This window comes from Pseudoxanthomonas sp. z9, assembly GCF_006542425.1.
Classification (GTDB): domain Bacteria; phylum Pseudomonadota; class Gammaproteobacteria; order Xanthomonadales; family Xanthomonadaceae; genus Pseudoxanthomonas_A.
Window position 1 is genome coordinate 195,672 of the sequence record NZ_VFID01000012.1, and the last position, 17,590, is coordinate 213,261.

Below are 17,590 nucleotides of genomic sequence, written 5' to 3' on the forward strand. Positions count from 1 at the left end.
CCTGAAAGAACCACGCCATGAACGCCGCACCGGATCCGTTCCCTCCCGCCCACGACGACGATGACGCGCCGCGCCACGTGCCGAAGACCGAATACAAGTTCTCGCACGTCACGACCCAGCGCTACCTGCCGACGCCGGGCAAGGCGCCGGGTTGGCCATTCGCCGAGATCGGCCATTGGAAGATCGACGTCAACGCCACGTCGGCCGACTGGATCGCCGAACTGCGCGACTGGCGCCGCGAGCATCTGACCCGCATCGGCTACGACGACGCCAACTACCGACGCCCCGATCTGCAATGGGCGCAGCGCAACTTCGTGCATGCGCAGATGATGGTGGAGGATCGCTATTTCTACGATCCGGTGGCCGGCCGTTATACGGTGGATCGCTACCTGGACGATCTGGAGCAGCGATTTGGCGGACTGGACAGCGTGCTGCTGTGGTACGTCTATCCGAACATCGGCATCGACGATCGCAACCAGTTCGACATGGCCGCGGATCTGCCCGGCGGCCTGGCCGGCCTGAAAAGCGCGGTCGATGATTTCCATCGCCGTGGCGTCAAGGTGTTCCTGCCGACCATGCCCTGGGACAACGGCACCCGCGCGCAGGGCGAGGCGGACTGGCAGGCCATCGCGCGGCTGGTGAAGGAAGTCGGCGCCGACGGCATCAACGGCGACACCTACAACGGCGTGCCGCGCGCGTTCTTCGATGCCTGCGATGCGCTCGGCCAGCCGGTGGTGGTGCAGCCGGAATCCACGATCAGCGCCGAGGAACACCTGATCTGGAACGTGCAGAGCTGGGGCAAGAAGGCGCCGAACGAGGTCATTCCGCCGGTCGCCAAGTTCAAGTGGCTGGAACCGCGCCACATGATCAACTACGAGAATCGCTGGGGCCGTGATCGCAACCACGATCTCCAGTACATCTTCTTCAACGGTATTGGTTACAACGCCTGGGAGAACATCTGGGGCCTGTGGAACCAGTTCACCCCGCGCGACGCCGAATCGCTGCGCCGCATCGCCACCCTCGAGCGCCGCTTCGCCCCGCTGATGGTCAGCCGCGACTGGACGCCTTACTACCCGACCTTGCAGGCGGGTGTGTTCGCCAGCCGTTTCCCCGGCGAGGGCCAGGTGCTGTGGACGCTGGTCAATCGCAACGAGTACGACGTGGAAGGCGAACAGCTGGCATTGCCGCACCAGCCGGGTCGCCAGTACTTCGATGCCTGGCACGGCGTGGAGCTGCAACCGCTGATCACGGGTGACCAGGCGGTGCTGGAGATGAACCTGGAAGGCCGCGGGTTTGGTGCGGTGCTGGCGTTGGACGAGGGCGTCCAGATCGAAGGCTTGGCTGCGTTCCTGTCGCTGATGGCGGATCTGGCGCGGGTGCCGCTGCGCACGCTGTCCAACCGCTGGCATGCCATTCCGCAGCAGATAACGCCGATCACGCCGACCGACGTGCGCGTACAGGCGCCGGAAGGCATGGTGACCGTGCCGGCCGGGGAGTTCGTGTTCGTGGTCGGCGGCGTGGAGATCGAGGGCCAGACCTGGGAAGGGCTGGACGTGCAATATCCGTGGGAGGGCAGCGCCCGGCGCCACCATCGCCGTCGCATGGCGATGAAGGCGTTCCACATCGATCGCCATCCCGTCACCAATGCCCAGTTCAAACGGTTCCTGGAGGCCAGCGGCTACGCGCCGCGCGACGCGCACAATTTCCTGCGCGACTGGCAGGACGGCGCACCGCGCCCGGGTTGGGAAAACAAGCCGGTCACCTGGGTCTCGCTGGAGGACGCGCGCGCCTACGCCGCATGGACGGGCAAGCGCCTGCCGCGTGAATGGGAATGGCAATACGCCGCGCAGGGCACCGACGGGCGGCTGTATCCGTGGGGCAACGACTGGCGCGCCGATGCGGTGCCGCCGGTGAATCGCGGGCGCCGCCTGCTTCCGCCGGCCGACGTCGGCGCGTATCCGCAGGGCGCGAGCCCGTTCGGTGTGGAGGATCTGGTCGGCAACGTGTGGCAGTGGACCGACGAGTACGCCGACGAGCACACCCGCGCGGCGATCCTGCGCGGCGGCAGCGCCTATCAGCCGCAGACTTCGCACTGGTATTTCCCGCAGGCATACCGGCTGGATCAGCACGGCAAGTACCTGCTGATGGCGCCGAGCAAGGATCGTTCCGGCATGCTCGGTTTCCGCTGCGTGGTGGACGCGGAGTAGGGCATGGCGGTGAATGCACAGGCCCCGCAGGGCGACCGCTTCGTCCCCGCGCCCGCTGGCGCGGTGGTGCTGGAAGGCGTGCTCGGCGAGGCCATCGAGGCCAGCCGGCGAGGTCGCCTGAGCCACTTCATCACCGGCGCGGACAGCCCGGCGATCGCGATCTTCCATCCCGAGCACACCCGCGGGAATCTGGAAGGCGACTGGTACGGCGAACACGCCGGCAAGTGGCTGTACGCTGCCGCCCGCGCGGTGGCGCGCAGCGGTGATGCCGATCTGCGCGGCAACCTGCGCGCGGTGGCCGACTACCTGCTGTCCCGCCAGGCCGACGACGGCTACCTGGGCAACTACGCACCCGAGCGCCGCTTCATGCGTCCGCAGCCGCCCAAGCCGGTCAGCTGGGATGGCGCGCCGGCCTGGCGGACCTGGGACATCTGGACCCACAGCTATCTGATCCTCGGCCTGATCGAAACCTGGCGCGCGCTGGGCGACGAGCGCTACCTGGCCGCCGCGCAACGCATCGGCGATCTGTGCTGGCGCACGCTGGGCGAAGGCGGCATCGACATCACCTCGCTCGGTAACCACTTCGGCATGTCGGCCACGGTGCTGATGGATCCGGCGGTGGAACTGCATCTGGCGACCGGCGACCTGCGCTACCTGGAACTGGCCGAGCGCATCGCCGGACAGGCCGACGCCGAGCCGCGGCTGGGGCTGATCCGGCGCGCGCTGGAAGGTGCCGACGCGTCGGAAATCGCCACCGGCAAGGCCTACCAGCTGGCCTGGAACCTGGTCGGCCTGGCCAAGCTGCACCGGGCGACCGGCAAGGCGCGCTATCGCGACGCGGTCGATCACCTGTGGCGCAACATCCGCGATCACCACCTGACCCTCGGCGGCGGTCCCTGGGGCGGGGTGGCGCATCGCTCGCGCGAAGTGTTCAATCCCGCCGGCGTGTTCAGCCCGCAGGCCTATGTGGAAACCTGTTCGGTGCTGGCATGGCTGCAGCTCAATCGCGAGCTGCTGCGGATCACCGGGCATGCGCGCCATGCCGAGGAAATCGAGCGCATCGCCTACAACGATCTGCTCGGCGCCGCCGCGCCCAACGGCGAGGACTGGTGCTACTACTCGTTCCCGAATGGCCCGCGCGTCCACACCACCTATTGGCGCTGCTGCAAGTCCAGCGGCGCGATGGCGTGGGAGGAACTGCCACCGCTGGCCTACGGCGTGGCCGAGGACGGCGCGTTGCAGGTCAATCTCTACGCGCCCGGACAGGTGCGGCTGGCTTTGCCAAAGGGTGAAGTGGGGATCGTCCAGTCGGGCGGTTACCCGTTCGCGGACGACGTGACCCTGACACTGCAACCGACACAGGCGATGCGCTTCACCCTGCGCCTGCGCGTGCCTGCCTGGACGGAAGGGGCCCGCGTGGCCGTGAACGGCGAGGTGCTGGATGCCGGAATCATGCCGGGAGAGTGGCTGGACATCAGCCGTGACTGGCAGGCGGGCGATGTCGTATCGCTGCGCCTGCCGATGACGCCGACGCTTCATCTCCGCCGCAGCCGCAATGTGCAGGAATCGCGCGCGCCGGACGGTTCGCCGGTGCGCCAGCAGGTGCTGCGTTACGACTACGTCGGCCTGACCCGCGGACCGCTGGCGTACGCGACGGGGCTGATTGACGGATTCAAGCACGAGGAAGCGGTGCACCTGCCGGACGCGCCGTCGGCGCGATGGTTGCGTGAACTCGCCGCCGCCGATGGTGGCCCGGGCGTGGATGTGGAGATGCAACTGGAGGGCCGCGCGCCGCTGCGGTTCGCGCCGTACTACCGCGCCGGCGGCCGCGAGGATGGCGCATGGCGGTTGGGCTGGCTGTCGCTGGCGCCGGATCCCGCCGCCTGGGCGGATCCGCAGGATGGCGGCCGGGCGGTGGAGTAGCGGAATGCGCGCGCCGGGCAAGCAAGAATTTGTCGCCGCTGAAAATATGCGGTCCCGCTGTTTCGTCCCCGGAGCATGCGGGAGACTGGCCACGGCACGGCTGGCGGCACCCGATGGAAACTTCACGCATGGATAACCCGTCTCCCTTCGGCCTGGTGCGGCGCGAGGGCCCCGCAGGACCGCTCAGCGGCGTCAAGGTACTGGACCTGAGCGCCTACATCGCCGGTCCCTACGGCTGCACGCTGCTGGCGGACCAGGGCGCGCAGGTGATCAAGATCGAGCCGCCGGATGGCGATAACCTGCGCAAGTATCCCTCCACGCTGGCCGCCGAGAGCCGCGCGTTCATGGGCGTGAACCGCAGCAAGATCGGCATGGTCCTGGACCTCAAGTCCGCCGAGGGACTGGCCGCGCTGTTGCGGCTGGTACGCGAGGCCGACGTGCTGGTGCACAACTTCCGGCCTTCCGTGCCGAAGCGGTTGGGCATCGACTTCGATCGCCTGACCCTGATCAATCCGCGCCTGATCTACTGCGCCGTCACCGGCTATGGCGAGCAGGGCCCGATGAAGGACAAGGCCGGCTACGACCAGGTCCTGCAGACCATGACCGGGATGTGCGCGCTGCAGGGCAAGCGCGGTGGCGCGCCGGAGATCATCTACGGTTCGGTGGTGGACTATTACGCTGCCGCGCTGCTGGCGGCGGGCGTGTCCTCGGCGCTGTACGAGCGCGAGCGCAGCGGGCGCGGCCAGTTCGTCGGGGTGTCGCTGCTGCGCAGCGCGCTGACCATGCAGTCGGCGCGGATGATCTGGGCCGAAGGCGAATCGCTCGATATCGGCCGCGACATGCGCTCCGGCGGTGTCACCGGCATCCATCCGGCACGCGAGGGCCACATCTACATCTCCGCCAACACGCCCAGATTCTGGAAGGCGTTGTGCGGGAAGACCGGCCTGGACGCGCTGGCGGCGGACGAACGCTACGACAGCGTGCGCAAGCGCGCCGAGCACGCCAGTGAAATCGTGCCGCTGCTGCACGATGCGCTGGCCACCCGCACCGCGCTGGAATGGGAAGCCCTGTTCGGTGACGAGGTCCCCTGCGCGGCCGCGCGCCGGATCGAGGACATGTTCGATCATCCACAGGTGCTGGCCGAGGGTATCGTCGCCAACATCGAACATCCGGCGGTGGGCCGCTATCGCGGCGTAACCCGGCCGATAGCGTTTGGCCGCACGCCTGGCCCGGCGCCGTTCGCCGCGCCGGTGTTCAACCAGCACACCGGCGACGTGCTGGATCACTGCGTGGACGACGGCACCGCGAGGGACTGAGCCTCCGAACCGGCCAATACGCCGGTTTCCCCGGTTTTTACGATGAATTTACGCGGCCAGCCGGGCCGCGAATGGAGGCTTTACGCCTGCCGGCGGGAAGATTTCCACAGCCGCGGAGCCCTTTCCGCGTGGACATCCCGCAATGCGCATTCTTCCCCTCCGCACGTCGCTTCCGGCGTGCGTGTTCCTGCTGGCATTCGCCAGCCCCGCCGTCGCCGCCACCGTCAGCGGCAACGCCGCCCTCACCACCGACTACGTCTGGCGCGGCACCAGCCAGACCCAGGGCGACCCGGCGATCCAGGCCGGTTTCAAGGCCGCCACCAGCCACGGTCTCTACGGGTCGGTGTGGGGTTCCAACGTGGAATTCGCCCCCGAAACGCATGCCTCCAGCGAATTCGATTTCGTCGTCGGCTGGGCCGGCAACCTGGCCGATGACTGGGCGCTCGACGTCAACCTCACCCACTACCGTTATCCGGCCACGACCGTGGATCTCAACTGGTCCGAACTCAACGGCACCGTGACCTGGAAGCAGAACTATTGGGCGCAGCTCGGCTGGTCCAACGACGCCCTGGCGACGAGTCGGAACGGCACCTACGCGCAGTTGGGCGCGCGCGTTCCGCTGGGCGAACAGTGGCGGCTGGAGGGCGCGGTCGGCCATTACTGGCTGGACGACGCCTATGGCGACAGCTACGCGCATGCGCAACTGGGCGCGGTGTGGGCCTTCAAGGCGCCGTTCGAACTGCGTGTGACCGCGCACGCCACCGACGATTCCGCCAGGCGCCTGTTTCCGGATCTGGCCGGCTCGCGCGTCGAGGCGGCCCTGCAAGCGTCCTTCTGAGGAGAACTCCCATGCCTGGTTGGCTGGCCCTGTTGTGTGGCATCGCGGTGATCGTGGCGGCAGGCTATCTGCTTTACGTGATCCTGCGTCCCGAAGAATTCTGATGCGGGTGAATGACAATGACTGAAGCATTTCTTGTCTTCGCGCTCGCCATCGCGCTGGGCTGGCCGCTGGGCCGTTACCTGGCGGCGGTGATGCGCGGCGCGCCGATGCGCGGCGACCGGCTGTTCGGCTGGATCGAAAAGCCGATCTACGCGCTGCTGGGCACGCGCCCGGAGCGGGGCATGAACTGGCGCGGCTACGCCGGCGCGTTCCTGCTCAGCAACCTGATCGTCGGCCTGATTGCCTGGGTCATCTTCATGACCCAGGCCTGGCTGCCGTTCAATCCCGACGCCATCCCGAACATGCGCTGGGACACCGCGCTGCACACGATGGTGTCGTTCCTGACCAACACCAACCAGCAGCACTACTCCGGCCAGGCACAGCTGTCCTATCTGTCGCAGATGACCGGCATCGTCGGCCTGCAGGTGGTGACGCCGATGATGGGCCTGGCGATGGTGGTGGCGACGTTGCGCGCGCTGTTCGGCGGCCGTGGCGGCGCCAACACCGCGCAGGAAGGCGGAACCGGAGAGGCGAGCGACCGGGTGGACGTGGGCAACTACTGGGCCGACGTGGTGCGTTCGACGGTCCGCTTCATGCTGCCGCTGTGCCTGGCGTGGACGCTGCTGCTCACCAGCCAGGGCGTACCTTCCACGCTCGCCGCCGGTCCGGTGGCGACACCGGTGGACAGCAGTGCCGGCATGGGCGAACAGAAAATCCCGCTGGGCCCGGTCGCGGCGATGGTCGCGGCCAAGCAGCTGGGCTCCAACGGCGGTGGCTGGTATGGCCCGAACAGCTCGGTGCCGCTGGAGAATCCGACCCCGCTGTCCAACCTGCTGGAGACCCTGGGCATCCTGCTGATCCCGGTGTCGGTGGTGTTCATGGTCGGCGCGTTCACCGGCCGGCGGAAGTTCACCGCGCTGGTGTTCGGCAGCATGATGCTGATGTCGGTCGTCTCCACCGGCGCGGCGATTTGGTCCGAGGCGCATTCGGCGACGGCTGCCGATCCTGCGCTGATGGAAGGCAAGGAAGTACGCATCGGCGCCGACGCGTCCGCGCTGTGGGCGGCGGTGACCACCCAGGTCAACAACGGTTCGGTCAACGCCATGCACGACTCGCTGGCGCCGATGACCGGGCTGGTCGCGCTGGTCAACATGCTGGTCAACGCGATCTGGGGCGGCGTGGGCTGCGGCCTGCAGCAGTTCATCGTGTACCTGCTGCTGAGCGTATTCCTGGCCGGCCTGATGACCGGGCGCACGCCGGAACTGTTCGGCCGCAAGATCGAGGCCGGCGAAGTCCGCCTGCTGGCGTTGCTGATCCTGCTGCAGCCGCTGGTGGTGCTGGGACTGACCGCGATCACGCTGGCCGTCCCGTCGATCACCGGCAATTCCAATCCAGGATTCCATGGCATCAGCCAGGTTTTCTACGAATACACCTCCGCCTTCGCCAACAACGGCTCCGGTTTCGAGGGGCTGGGCGACGCCACCTATTGGTGGAACCTGAGCTGCGTGGTGGCGCTGGCGCTGGGACGCTTCCCCGCGCTGATCATCCCGCTGGTGGTCGCCGCGCGCATGGCCGGCAGGCGCCACGCCACCGAATCGGCCGGCACCCTGCATATCGAAACGCCTACCTTCGCGCTGACCCTGGTGGCCGTGGTGGTGATCCTCACAGTATTGCAGTTCACGCCTGCGCTGGTGCTGGGACCGATCGCCGATCACCTGTCGCTGGCCGCGCACTGAGAACACTTCCATGACGACGATTTCTTACCAGGAAAAAACCCGCCGGGATCACCCGGCGTTGATGGACGGCGCGGCGCTTCGCTCGGCCCTGCGGGATGCCTTCCTCAAATTGGCGCCGAAGCACCTGATTCGCAGCCCGGTGATGGCGGTGGTGATGGGCGGCACCCTGCTGTCGGCGGTGATCACGCTGGCCGGGGTGGCGCCAGCCGGCTTCGGCTGGGCGGTGACCGCGATCCTGTTCGTGACGGTACTGTTCGGCAACTTCGCCGAAGCAGTGGCCGAAGCGCGCGGCCGTGGCCAGGCCGCATCGCTGCGGCGCGCGCGCAAGGATCTGGTGGCGCGCCGGGTGGAGACCGCGCTGGGTGGGGCCGAAACCCGCATTCCGGCGGCCGAGCTGCGTCCGGGCGACTACGTCATCGTATCGGCGGGCGGGCAGATTCCCGCCGATGGCGAGATCATCCGTGGTGTGGCGACCATCAACGAGTCGGCGGTGACCGGTGAGTCGGCGCCGGTACTGCGCGAGGCTGGCACCGACCGCTCCGGCGTGATCGGCGGCACCAAGGTGCTGTCCGACGAGATCGTGGTGAAGATCACCGCCGAGCCGGGGCACAGCTTCCTCGACCGGATGATCGCGCTGGTGGAAGGCGCCAACCGCCAGAAGACCCCCAACGAGATCGCGCTGACCCTGCTGCTGGCGGCAATGACGCTGACCTTCCTGATCGTGGTGGCGACCCTGCCAGCGATTGGCGCCTTCGTCGGCGTGAAGGTGGATCCGCTGCTGCTGATCGCGCTGCTGGTGTGCCTGATTCCGACCACCATCGGCGGCCTGCTGCCGGCCATCGGCATCGCCGGCATGAACCGCGCGCTGTCGGCCAACGTGCTGGCCAAGTCCGGCAAGGCGGTGGAAGTGGCCGGCGACGTGGACGTGTTGCTGCTGGACAAAACCGGCACCATCACCCACGGCGACCGCCAGGCCACCGCGTTCCATCCGCTGGCCGGCATCGACAAGGCGCAGCTGCGTGACGCCGCGCTGCTGGCCTCGCTGGCCGATCCGACCCCGGAAGGCAAATCGATCGTGCGGCTGGCGCGTGAGCAGGGCTGCATCCTGGACGAGCCGGAGCAGGCAACCTACCTGCAGTTCACCGCCCAGACCCGGATGTCCGGCGTGGACGTGGAAGACCGGGTGATCCGCAAGGGCGCCGGCGACGCCATCGGCCAGCATGTGCAGGCACACGGCGGCAACGTGCCCAACGAACTGGCCGCGCGCATCGAGCAGGTCGCCCGTGGCGGCGCCACCCCGCTGGTGGTGTCCGAGGGGCGGCACGTGCTGGGCGTGGTCGAACTGTCCGACGTGGTCAAGCACGGCATCAAGGAGAAATTCGCCCGCTTGCGCGCGATGGGCATCCAGACCGTGATGATCACCGGCGACAATCCGCTGACCGCCGCGGCCATCGCCGCCGAAGCGGGTGTCGACGACTACATCGCCGAGGCCAGGCCGGAGGACAAGCTCGCCCGCATCCGCCGCGAGCAGGCCGCCGGACGGCTGGTGGCAATGGTCGGCGACGGTACCAACGACGCGCCGGCGCTGGCGCAGGCCGATGTGGGCCTGGCGATGAACTCGGGCACGCAGGCGGCCAAGGAAGCGGGCAACATGGTCGATCTGGATTCGGATCCGGCCAAGCTGCTGGCGGTGGTCGAAGTGGGCAAGCAGCAGCTGATCACGCGCGGCGCGCTGACCACCTTCTCGCTCGCCAACGACGTGTCCAAGTACTTCGCGATCCTGCCGGCGCTGTTCGCCGCCGCGCTGCCGCAGATGGGAGCGCTCAACGTGATGCACCTGTCCAGTCCCGCCAACGCCGTGCTGGCCGCGCTGATCTTCAACGCGATCATCATCCCGGCGCTGATTCCGCTGGCGCTGCGCGGCGTGCGTTTCCGCCCGGCCACCGCCACCGTGCTGCTGCGGCGGAACATGCTGATCTACGGCGTGGGCGGCGTACTGCTGCCGTTCGTGGGCATCAAACTGATCGACATGGCGCTGTCCCTCGTGAGCGGGGCCTGAGGAAAACGACATGCAATCTCCCGTGAGCTACAAGATCGTCGCGTCGCCGCATATCGCCCGCGTCGGCCTGCTACGTCCCTCCCTCGGCCTGGCATTGGTGTCGCTGCTCGGTTTCGGCCTGCTGTATTCGCTGGCCGGCACCGGACTGGGACGCGGCCTGTTCCCCGCCCAGGCGACGGGATCGATCGTTTTGGCAGGCGGTCGCGCGGTGGGCTCTGCGCTGGTGGCGCAGCCGTTCGCCGACCCGCGCTACTTCCAGCCGCGCCCTTCGGCGGCCGGCTATGACCCGATGGCGGCCGCCGGCAGCAACCAGTCGCGCGGCAATCCGGACCTGCGCAAGCGCATCGACGAAACCCGCGCGACGGTGGCCGCGCGTGACGGCATCGCGCCGGCCGATGTGCCCGCTGACCTGATCACCCAATCCGGTGGCGGCCTGGATCCGCATGTCAGCCCGCGCGGCGCGGACGTGCAGATTGCCCGCGTCGCCCAGGCACGCGGCCTGGCGCCGGCGACGGTGGCGGAACTGGTGAAGCGGTATACGGAAGCGCCGCAGCTCGGCCTGCTCGGCGAGCCGCGGGTCAACGTCCTGCGCCTGAACCTGGCGCTGGATGCGCTGCCGGCCAACGCGCAACAGGCACAATAGGCGCATGACCGACGCCCGCAGCCGCCAAGCCGATGCCCTGATCGACGGCCTGCACCGCGAGGCGGGCGGTCGCCTGACCATCTTCCTCGGCGCCGCGCCCGGCGTCGGCAAGACCTACACGATGCTTTCGCGCGCGCGGGAAATGCGCAAGCAGGGCGTGGACGCGGTGATCGGCATCGTCGAGACCCACGGCCGCAGCGAGACCGCCGCGCTCACCGAGGGCCTGGAGGTGGTGCCGCGCAGGCGGGTCAGCTACCAGGGGCGCTGGCTGGACGAGATGGATCTCGACGCGCTGCTGGCGCGCCGGCCCAAGGTCGCGCTGGTCGACGAGCTGGCGCACCGCAATGCGCCCGGCAGCCGCCACGAGCGCCGCTGGCAGGACGTGATGGAACTGCTGGAAGCGGGCATCGACGTCTACACCACGATCAACATCCAGCACCTGGAAAGCCTCAACGACGTGGTCCACCGGATCACCGGCGTGCGGGTCAGCGAAACCGTGCCGGACGCGGTGTTCGACCGCCTGCGCGACATCGTGCTGGTCGACCTGCCGCCGCGCGAGCTGATCGAACGCCTGCACCAGGGCAAGGTCTACCTGCCGGACCAGGCGGCGCAGGCGCTACAGGCGTTCTTCTCGCCGTCCAACCTGATCGCGCTGCGCGAGCTGGCGATGCAGACCGTCGCCGATCGCGTCGACAACGATCTGCGCGACACCCGGACCGCGCGCGGCCTGCCCGGCATGGCGTTGCGCCGCCGGGTGCTGGTGGCGATCGACGGCATGGGCCAGTCGGAGTACCTGGTGCGGGTCGCCCGCCGACTGGCCGAACGCCGCGACGCGCCGTGGACGGTGGTGACCGTGCAGGCACGCGAGGCTGGCGAGGCCACCCAACTGGAACTGGATCGCGCGTTCGCGCTGGCGCGCCGGCTCGGCGCGCAGACCGATGTCGTGCACGGCAACAGCATCGCCGACGCGCTGCTGGATCATGCCGCCCAGATCGGCGCTTCCACGCTGGTGCTGGGGCGCACCCGCGAGCGGCCGGTGGCGCGGATGTTCAACCGCACCCTGACCCAGCAGCTGCTGCAGCGGGCCGCGCACTACGAACTGGTCATCATCAACACGCCGGAAGCGCGCGCGCGCTCGCGCCGGCGCTGGAACCGCGCCGACATGCCGTTGCTGCGCAACGATCTGCTGTTCGCGGTGATCGCGGCGATGCTGGCGGTCGGCGTGTCCTGGCTGGTCGAACGCTGGACCGGCATCGACGATCTGTCGATGGTGTTCATCGTCGCCGTGGTGCTGGTGGCCACCCGCACCCGGATGGCGGCGGCGGTGGTGGCCGCGCTGCTGAGTTTCCTGGCCTACAACTTCTTCTTCATCGACCCGCGGTTCACCTTCAACATCGGCGCCTCGCAGGGCGTGACCACGGTGTTCCTGTTCCTGCTGGCCGCGCTGGTTGCCGGCCGGTTGGCCTCGCGCCTGCGCATGCAGGTGCTGGCGCTGCGTGCCGCCAACGCCCATGCCAACGCGCTGCAGACGCTCGGGCGGCAGCTCACCAGCGCGGCGGATCTGGGCCAGGTGCTGGCCGCCGGCCGCGACGCGCTGGGCACGGCGATGGACGCCGAAATCTGGCTGCGCTGGGATGGACAGGTGGCGGCATCGAACGGGGTGGTGCTGGAAGGCAAGGATCTAGCCGCCGCCGACTGGGCCCAGCAGCACGCACAGGCGACCGGCCGCTTCACCGATACCCTCGCCGGATCCGCCTGGTGGTTCCTGCCACTGCGCGACGCGCGCGGGGTGATGGGGGTGGCCGGCGTGCGTTTTTCGCGTGATTTGCCGAGGCTGGCGTTCGAACAGCGGCGGATGGCCGAGGCGATGGCCGACGATATCGCCCAGGCCGCGCTGCGCACCCGGCTGGTCGCGGACCTGGAGGGCGCGCGCATCACCGGCGAGACCGAACGCCTGCGCTCGGCGCTGCTGTCCTCGGTCTCGCACGATCTGCGCTCGCCGCTGGCCTCGATGATCGGTTCGGCCAGCAGCCTGGCCAGCTATTCCGACGCCATGGACGCGGAGGATCGCAAGGCGCTGCTGGACACCATCCAGCGTGAGGGCGAGCGCCTGGACCGCTACATCCAGAACCTGCTCGACATGACCCGGCTGGGCCACACCGGGCTGACCCTCAATCGTGACTGGATCAATGTCGACGAGCTGATCGGATCGGCGGTCGGGCGCCTGCAGCGCTACCAGCCGGAAGTGCGGCTGCAGACCCGGATCGCCGCCGACCTGCCGCCCATCTGGGTGCATCCGGCGCTGGTCGAGCAGGCGGTGTTCAACGTGCTGGAGAACGCCGCCAAGTTCTCGCCGCGCGGCGAGCCGGTCGAGGTCGAGGCGCGCCTGGTGGACGAGCAGTTGCGCATCGACGTGCGCGATCGCGGCCCCGGCATCCCGGAGCAGGAGCGCAGCCGCATCTTCGACATGTTCTACAGCGTGGAGCGCGGCGATCGCGGCCGCCAGGGCACCGGTCTGGGCCTGACCATCTGCCAGGGCATGATCGGCGCCCACGGCGGCAGCGTGGAGGCGCTGGCCGGGCCGGATGGCCGCGGCACCACGATCAGGATTACGCTTCCCCTCCTGCATCCCTGAGTCCCGCCGGTCCCGCCTTGAATCCCGCCGACACCGTCCCGGCTTCGTCCGCGCCCCCGGTCCGCATCCTGGTGGTCGACGACGAGCCGCAGATCCGCAAGTTCCTCGACATCAGCCTGCGCGCGCAGGGGTATCGGGTACTGCTGGCCGGGGACGGCGCCTCCGGCCTGGCCGCGCTCGTTTCACAAGGCGCGGATCTGGTGATCCTGGACATCGGCCTGCCGGATCGCGACGGCCACGAGGTGCTGCGCGAAATCCGCGGCTTCTCGCAGGTGCCGGTGATCATGCTGACCGTGCGCGCGGGCGAGCAGGAGAAGGTGGCTGCACTCGACGCCGGCGCCAACGACTACGTGACCAAGCCATTCGGCGTGCAGGAGCTGATGGCACGCATCCGTGGCCTGCTGCGCACCCACGCCGGCGCCATGGCGGAGGCGCCGGTGGTGTTCGACGACGGCCACCTGCACGTCGATCTGGCACGGCGCGAGGTGTCGCTGGACGGCGAGCCGCTCGCGCTCAGCCGCAAGGAATTCGCCCTGCTGTCGTTGCTGTTGCGCCACGCCGGGCGGGTGGTCACCCAACCGCAGCTGCTGCGCGAACTGTGGGGACCCACCCACCAGCAGGACACCCACTACCTGCGCATCCTGGTCGGCAAGCTGCGCCAGAAGATCGGTGACGACGCCTCCGCGCCGCGTTACATCGCTACCGAACCGGGTGTGGGCCTGCGCTTCATCGACGGCGCGCATTGATGGGGCGGGAACGCGCGAACGGACCGGCGCGGACGCCTCATGGCCGTCGTTCCAACCGCAGCAGCCGTCCCTCCGGCTCGTCCGTCAGCAGGTACAGCGTGCCGTCCGGCGCCTGCTTCACGTTGCGCAGGCGGGTTCCGCTGAGCAGCACTTCCTCGCCGAGCACGCGATCTCCCTCCAGGTCCAGCCGCAGCAGGCTGCCGGTGGACAGTCCGGCGAGGAGCATGTCGCCGCGCCATTCCGGAAACTGCGAGCCGCTGTAGATGACCAGGCCGGTGGGCGCGACGGTGCGATCGGTCCAGGTCCATGCGGGTGCGGTGTAGATCGCCCCGGGCAGCGTCTGCGGCCGGTAGCCGGTGGTGCGATAGCGGCCCGAGGTGTGCACCGGCCAGCCGTAGTTGGCGCGCGGACGCAGCACGTTGACCTCGTCGCCGCGATGGGTGCCATGTTCGGACATCCAGATGCGTCCGTCCGCCGCCTGCGCCAGTCCCTGCGCGGCGCGGATGCCGAGCGCATAGAGACCGGGCACCGCATTCGCGCCGAAGTCCGGATTGCCAGGCACGGGCTCGCCGTCGAGGGTGAACCGATAGATCTTGCCGCGCCTGTCCGTGGGATCCTGCGCCACCGGCAACGGCGGATTGTCGCCTTCGCGGAAATGCCGCTCGCCGACGGTGAGATACAGATGGCGCTGGCGATCGATCAGCAGGCCGCCGCCGTAGTGGAAGCGCTCCGTCGAACGCGGGGTGGCCGCGAACAGCGGACGCAGCTCGGCCAGGCGATCATCGATCAGGCGCGCGGTGGCCAGGCGGGTGGTGAGGCCATCCGCGTCCTGCGACGCGTAGGTGAAGTACAGGCGACGGTTGCTGGCGAAATCCGGGTGCAGCACCACGTCGAACAGTCCGCTGTTGTCGCCGCGACCCTCGAAGGCGTCGACGAGATCACCGGGCATGCCGGCGACCGCATGCTTCGTGCCGTCCGGCCCGATCCTGACCAATCCGCCTTCCTTTTCACTTACCAGGAAGTCCCCGTCGGGCAGGAATGCCATCGACCACGGACGCCTGAGCCCGGTGGCGACCGGGATGACTTCGATGGTTTCCGCGGGGGCCGTCGCCATGCCAGCGGCCAGTACCAGTTCGAACAGCATCGACGATTCCTTTGTTATCGTGCCTCGCCGCCCGTTCCGGACGCGCGTGGGTCTTGAAGGAGGTTCTTTCGTGTCGTCGAACAGGCTAGCCGTTGCCGGGATCCGCGAGCGCGCGTTTGCGCCGGAACGTTCCGAACGCGCGCCGAACCGAGCCGCGCCGCGCGGCCGGCCACGCCGCGCGACCTATCCTGTCCATCGGGTTGCACCACGCACGCCATGACGCCGGATCCCGCATTTCCTCGCCTTCCCGCTTCGCCGCAGCCGTCGGTCGAGCCGTCGCCGGCATGGCCCGGGAACGCCCTGTTCTGGTGGCTGCACGCGGGTGGCTGGGGTGGCGTTTTCCTGGTCAACTACTTTTCCGCCCTCGCCAACGGCAAGCCGGCCGAATACTGGACCGTGCTGCTGGCGGTGGCGACGACTGGATTCCTGGGCACGCTGGGCCTGCGCTACCTGTTGCGTGCCTGCGCCGACCGGCCGCCGGCGCAGGTGGCGTTGCTGATGATCTTGCCGGTCTTGTTGATCGCCGCGGCGATGGCGCTGGCCTTCAAACTCGTCACCGATCTGGGATGGTGCGGTCACTGCCTGCCCTTCACCCGGTTCGGCTATTTCAGCTACGTGATCAGCCAGCTCTACGTGCTGGTGGGCTGGACCAGCCTCTATCTGGTCATGACCACGTGGCGGAAACTGCGCATGCAGACCGAGGCGGCGCTGGCGGCGACCGCAATGGCGCACCAGGCGCAGCTGAAGATGCTGCGTTACCAGTTGAACCCGCACTTCCTGTTCAACACCCTCAACGCCATCTCCACCCTGGTGCTGGACCGCGACAACGGCACCGCCAACCGGATGGTGCAGGGGTTGAGCGCATTCCTGCGTCACTCGCTCGACAACGATCCCATGCAGCGGGTGACCCTGAAGCAGGAACTGGACGCGATCGGCCTGTACCTGGACATCGAGAAGACCCGCTTCGCCGAGCGCCTGCGGGTGGAGGTCGAGATCGAACCCACCTGCTGGTCGGCATTGCTGCCAAGCCTGCTGCTGCAACCGCTGGTCGAGAATGCCATCAAGTACGCCGTGGCCAGGCGGGTGGAAGGCGGAACGATTGGATTGCGCGCCTCGCGCGAAGGGGAGCGCCTGAGATTGTCGGTTGTCGACGACGGTCCGGGATGGCCTGCGCTCGATCACGGGGGCGTGCCCCCCGACAACGCGCCGCGCGGCAACCGGGTCGGCCTGGCCAATACCCGCGATCGGCTTCGCGTGTTGTACGGCGCGCAGCAGGGTTTCGATGTCCGCAACCGCGAGGAGGGCGGGTTCATGGTGACGATGACCCTGCCGTTCGAAACCGGCGGCGCGCCACGGGAGTGAACATGCCACGAACTGCGAGCGACCGGATGATCCGGACCCTGATCGCCGACGACGAGCCGCTGGCGCGGCGCGGGCTGGAACTGCGCCTGGCCGGCGAACGCGACATCCAGATCGTCGGCCAGGTCGGCGATGGCGCCGCGGCGGTGCGCGCGGTGTCGGAGCACGCACCGGATCTGCTGTTCCTCGACGTGCAGATGCCCGGCCTGGACGGCTTCGCGGCCCTGCGCGCGATCCCGGCGCAGCAGATGCCGCTGGTGGTGTTCGTTACCGCCTATGACCACTACGCGCTCAATGCCTTCGAAGCCAGCGCGGTGGACTACCTGCTCAAGCCGGTGGACGACAGCCGCCTGCACCAGGCCTTGTTCCGCGTGCGCGAGGCGCTGGATCGCCGCGATGCCAGCGTTCATCGCGCGCGGCTGCTGGGCCTGCTCGGCGCGCTCAGCGGCCGGCCCGCGTTGACCCTGGACGAGGCGCTGGACGTCGGTGGCGCGCAGGCGTTGCGCGATGCGGACGCGCCGCTGGCGATCCGCGACGGCGCGCGCACCCTGCGACTGCCACGGACCAGCATCCGCTGGGTCGATGCGGCCGGCGACTACCTGTGCATCCATACCGATCGCGACACCCACGTGCTGCGCGCAACGCTCGGACAACTGGAGAAACGGCTGGATCCGGCCCGGTTTCCGCGTATCCATCGCTCGACCCTGGTCAACGCCGGACGGGTCAGCTCGCTGCGTCCGCACCTCAACGGCGAGTACTTCCTGACCCTGGACTGCGGGCAGGAACTCAAGCTCTCGCGCAGCTACCGCGACCGGCTCGCCCTGTTCAAGTAACCCGCGCCCCGCGTGCGCGGTCGGAAGCATTGCGCCGAAGCGTGCGGAA

General features: G+C 68.7%; 13 protein-coding genes. 12 read left to right on the forward strand and 1 reads right to left on the reverse strand.

From position 1 onward, the window contains the following. Positions 1 to 17 precede the first annotated feature (17 nt). The 10 genes from FG323_RS14930 to FG323_RS14975 all read left to right on the forward strand — a co-directional run bounded on the left by FG323_RS14930 (position 18) and on the right by FG323_RS14975 (position 14,205). Positions 18 to 2,207: an SUMF1/EgtB/PvdO family nonheme iron enzyme gene (locus tag FG323_RS14930; RefSeq protein WP_141455503.1), complete on the forward strand. Its 2,190-nt coding sequence runs from the start codon at positions 18 to 20 to the stop codon at positions 2,205 to 2,207. Positions 2,208 to 2,210: 3 nt separating this feature from the next. After that, the gene (locus FG323_RS14935; protein WP_255470199.1) at positions 2,211 to 4,130 is read left to right on the forward strand and encodes a beta-L-arabinofuranosidase domain-containing protein; all 1,920 of its coding nucleotides are present in this window, start codon (positions 2,211 to 2,213) and stop codon (positions 4,128 to 4,130) included. A 128-nt stretch (positions 4,131 to 4,258) separates the two neighbouring features. Beyond that, positions 4,259 to 5,446, forward strand: a complete 1,188-nt coding sequence (locus tag FG323_RS14940; RefSeq protein WP_141455504.1) for a CoA transferase — start codon at positions 4,259 to 4,261, stop codon at positions 5,444 to 5,446. A gap of 142 nt (positions 5,447 to 5,588) precedes the next feature. Beyond that, positions 5,589 to 6,284 carry a TorF family putative porin gene (locus FG323_RS14945; protein ID WP_141455505.1) on the forward strand — a complete coding sequence of 232 codons (696 nt, stop codon included), beginning with the start codon at positions 5,589 to 5,591 and terminating at the stop codon, positions 6,282 to 6,284. An 11-nt stretch (positions 6,285 to 6,295) separates the two neighbouring features. Then, positions 6,296 to 6,388: a potassium-transporting ATPase subunit F gene (locus tag FG323_RS14950; protein ID WP_141455506.1), complete on the forward strand. Its 93-nt coding sequence runs from the start codon at positions 6,296 to 6,298 to the stop codon at positions 6,386 to 6,388. Positions 6,389 to 6,403: 15 nt separating this feature from the next. Then, the gene (kdpA, locus tag FG323_RS14955; RefSeq protein WP_141455507.1) at positions 6,404 to 8,122 is read left to right on the forward strand and encodes a potassium-transporting ATPase subunit KdpA; all 1,719 of its coding nucleotides are present in this window, start codon (positions 6,404 to 6,406) and stop codon (positions 8,120 to 8,122) included. A gap of 10 nt (positions 8,123 to 8,132) precedes the next feature. Next, entirely contained in the window at positions 8,133 to 10,181 is a 2,049-nt protein-coding gene (gene kdpB / locus FG323_RS14960; protein WP_141455508.1) for a potassium-transporting ATPase subunit KdpB, read from the forward strand. Positions 10,182 to 10,191: 10 nt separating this feature from the next. Continuing rightward, positions 10,192 to 10,824 (forward strand): potassium-transporting ATPase subunit KdpC, encoded by a 633-nt coding sequence (gene kdpC, locus FG323_RS14965; RefSeq protein WP_141455509.1) that lies wholly within the window; start codon positions 10,192 to 10,194, stop codon positions 10,822 to 10,824. A gap of 4 nt (positions 10,825 to 10,828) precedes the next feature. Further along, complete coding sequence (locus FG323_RS14970; protein ID WP_141455510.1) at positions 10,829 to 13,459, forward strand: sensor histidine kinase KdpD; 2,631 nt, start codon at positions 10,829 to 10,831, stop codon at positions 13,457 to 13,459. Positions 13,460 to 13,476: 17 nt separating this feature from the next. Beyond that, positions 13,477 to 14,205: a response regulator transcription factor gene (locus FG323_RS14975; RefSeq protein ID WP_141455511.1), complete on the forward strand. Its 729-nt coding sequence runs from the start codon at positions 13,477 to 13,479 to the stop codon at positions 14,203 to 14,205. A gap of 37 nt (positions 14,206 to 14,242) precedes the next feature. Here FG323_RS14975 and FG323_RS14980 read toward each other — a convergent pair whose 3' ends face one another. Next, positions 14,243 to 15,349 carry a PQQ-dependent sugar dehydrogenase gene (locus FG323_RS14980; protein ID WP_141455512.1) on the reverse strand — a complete coding sequence of 369 codons (1,107 nt, stop codon included), beginning with the start codon at positions 15,347 to 15,349 and terminating at the stop codon, positions 14,243 to 14,245. A gap of 216 nt (positions 15,350 to 15,565) precedes the next feature. Here FG323_RS14980 and FG323_RS14985 point away from each other — a divergent pair, with 216 nt between their 5' ends. Both FG323_RS14985 and FG323_RS14990 read left to right on the forward strand, forming a co-directional pair. After that, positions 15,566 to 16,711 carry a histidine kinase gene (locus FG323_RS14985; RefSeq protein ID WP_141455513.1) on the forward strand — a complete coding sequence of 382 codons (1,146 nt, stop codon included), beginning with the start codon at positions 15,566 to 15,568 and terminating at the stop codon, positions 16,709 to 16,711. A gap of 2 nt (positions 16,712 to 16,713) precedes the next feature. After that, the gene (locus FG323_RS14990) at positions 16,714 to 17,541 is read left to right on the forward strand and encodes a LytTR family DNA-binding domain-containing protein (RefSeq protein ID WP_255470200.1); all 828 of its coding nucleotides are present in this window, start codon (positions 16,714 to 16,716) and stop codon (positions 17,539 to 17,541) included. Positions 17,542 to 17,590: the final 49 nt, after the last annotated feature.

What these genes read in the sequence shown, in the direction of transcription:
- FG323_RS14985 (WP_141455513.1), top strand. Translation starts at nt 15,566, where the DNA reads ATGACGCCGGATCCCGCATTTCCTCGCCTTCCCGCTTCGCCGCAGCCG.
- FG323_RS14935 (WP_255470199.1), top strand. Translation starts at nt 2,211, where the DNA reads ATGGCGGTGAATGCACAGGCCCCGCAGGGCGACCGCTTCGTCCCCGCG.
- kdpC (WP_141455509.1), top strand. Translation starts at nt 10,192, where the DNA reads ATGCAATCTCCCGTGAGCTACAAGATCGTCGCGTCGCCGCATATCGCC.
- FG323_RS14970 (WP_141455510.1), top strand. Translation starts at nt 10,829, where the DNA reads ATGACCGACGCCCGCAGCCGCCAAGCCGATGCCCTGATCGACGGCCTG.
- kdpB (WP_141455508.1), top strand. Translation starts at nt 8,133, where the DNA reads ATGACGACGATTTCTTACCAGGAAAAAACCCGCCGGGATCACCCGGCG.
- FG323_RS14950 (WP_141455506.1), top strand. Translation starts at nt 6,296, where the DNA reads ATGCCTGGTTGGCTGGCCCTGTTGTGTGGCATCGCGGTGATCGTGGCG.
- FG323_RS14980 (WP_141455512.1), bottom strand. Translation starts at nt 15,349, where the DNA reads ATGCTGTTCGAACTGGTACTGGCCGCTGGCATGGCGACGGCCCCCGCG.
- FG323_RS14940 (WP_141455504.1), top strand. Translation starts at nt 4,259, where the DNA reads ATGGATAACCCGTCTCCCTTCGGCCTGGTGCGGCGCGAGGGCCCCGCA.
- FG323_RS14990 (WP_255470200.1), top strand. Translation starts at nt 16,714, where the DNA reads ATGCCACGAACTGCGAGCGACCGGATGATCCGGACCCTGATCGCCGAC.
- FG323_RS14945 (WP_141455505.1), top strand. Translation starts at nt 5,589, where the DNA reads ATGCGCATTCTTCCCCTCCGCACGTCGCTTCCGGCGTGCGTGTTCCTG.
- FG323_RS14930 (WP_141455503.1), top strand. Translation starts at nt 18, where the DNA reads ATGAACGCCGCACCGGATCCGTTCCCTCCCGCCCACGACGACGATGAC.
- kdpA (WP_141455507.1), top strand. Translation starts at nt 6,404, where the DNA reads ATGACTGAAGCATTTCTTGTCTTCGCGCTCGCCATCGCGCTGGGCTGG.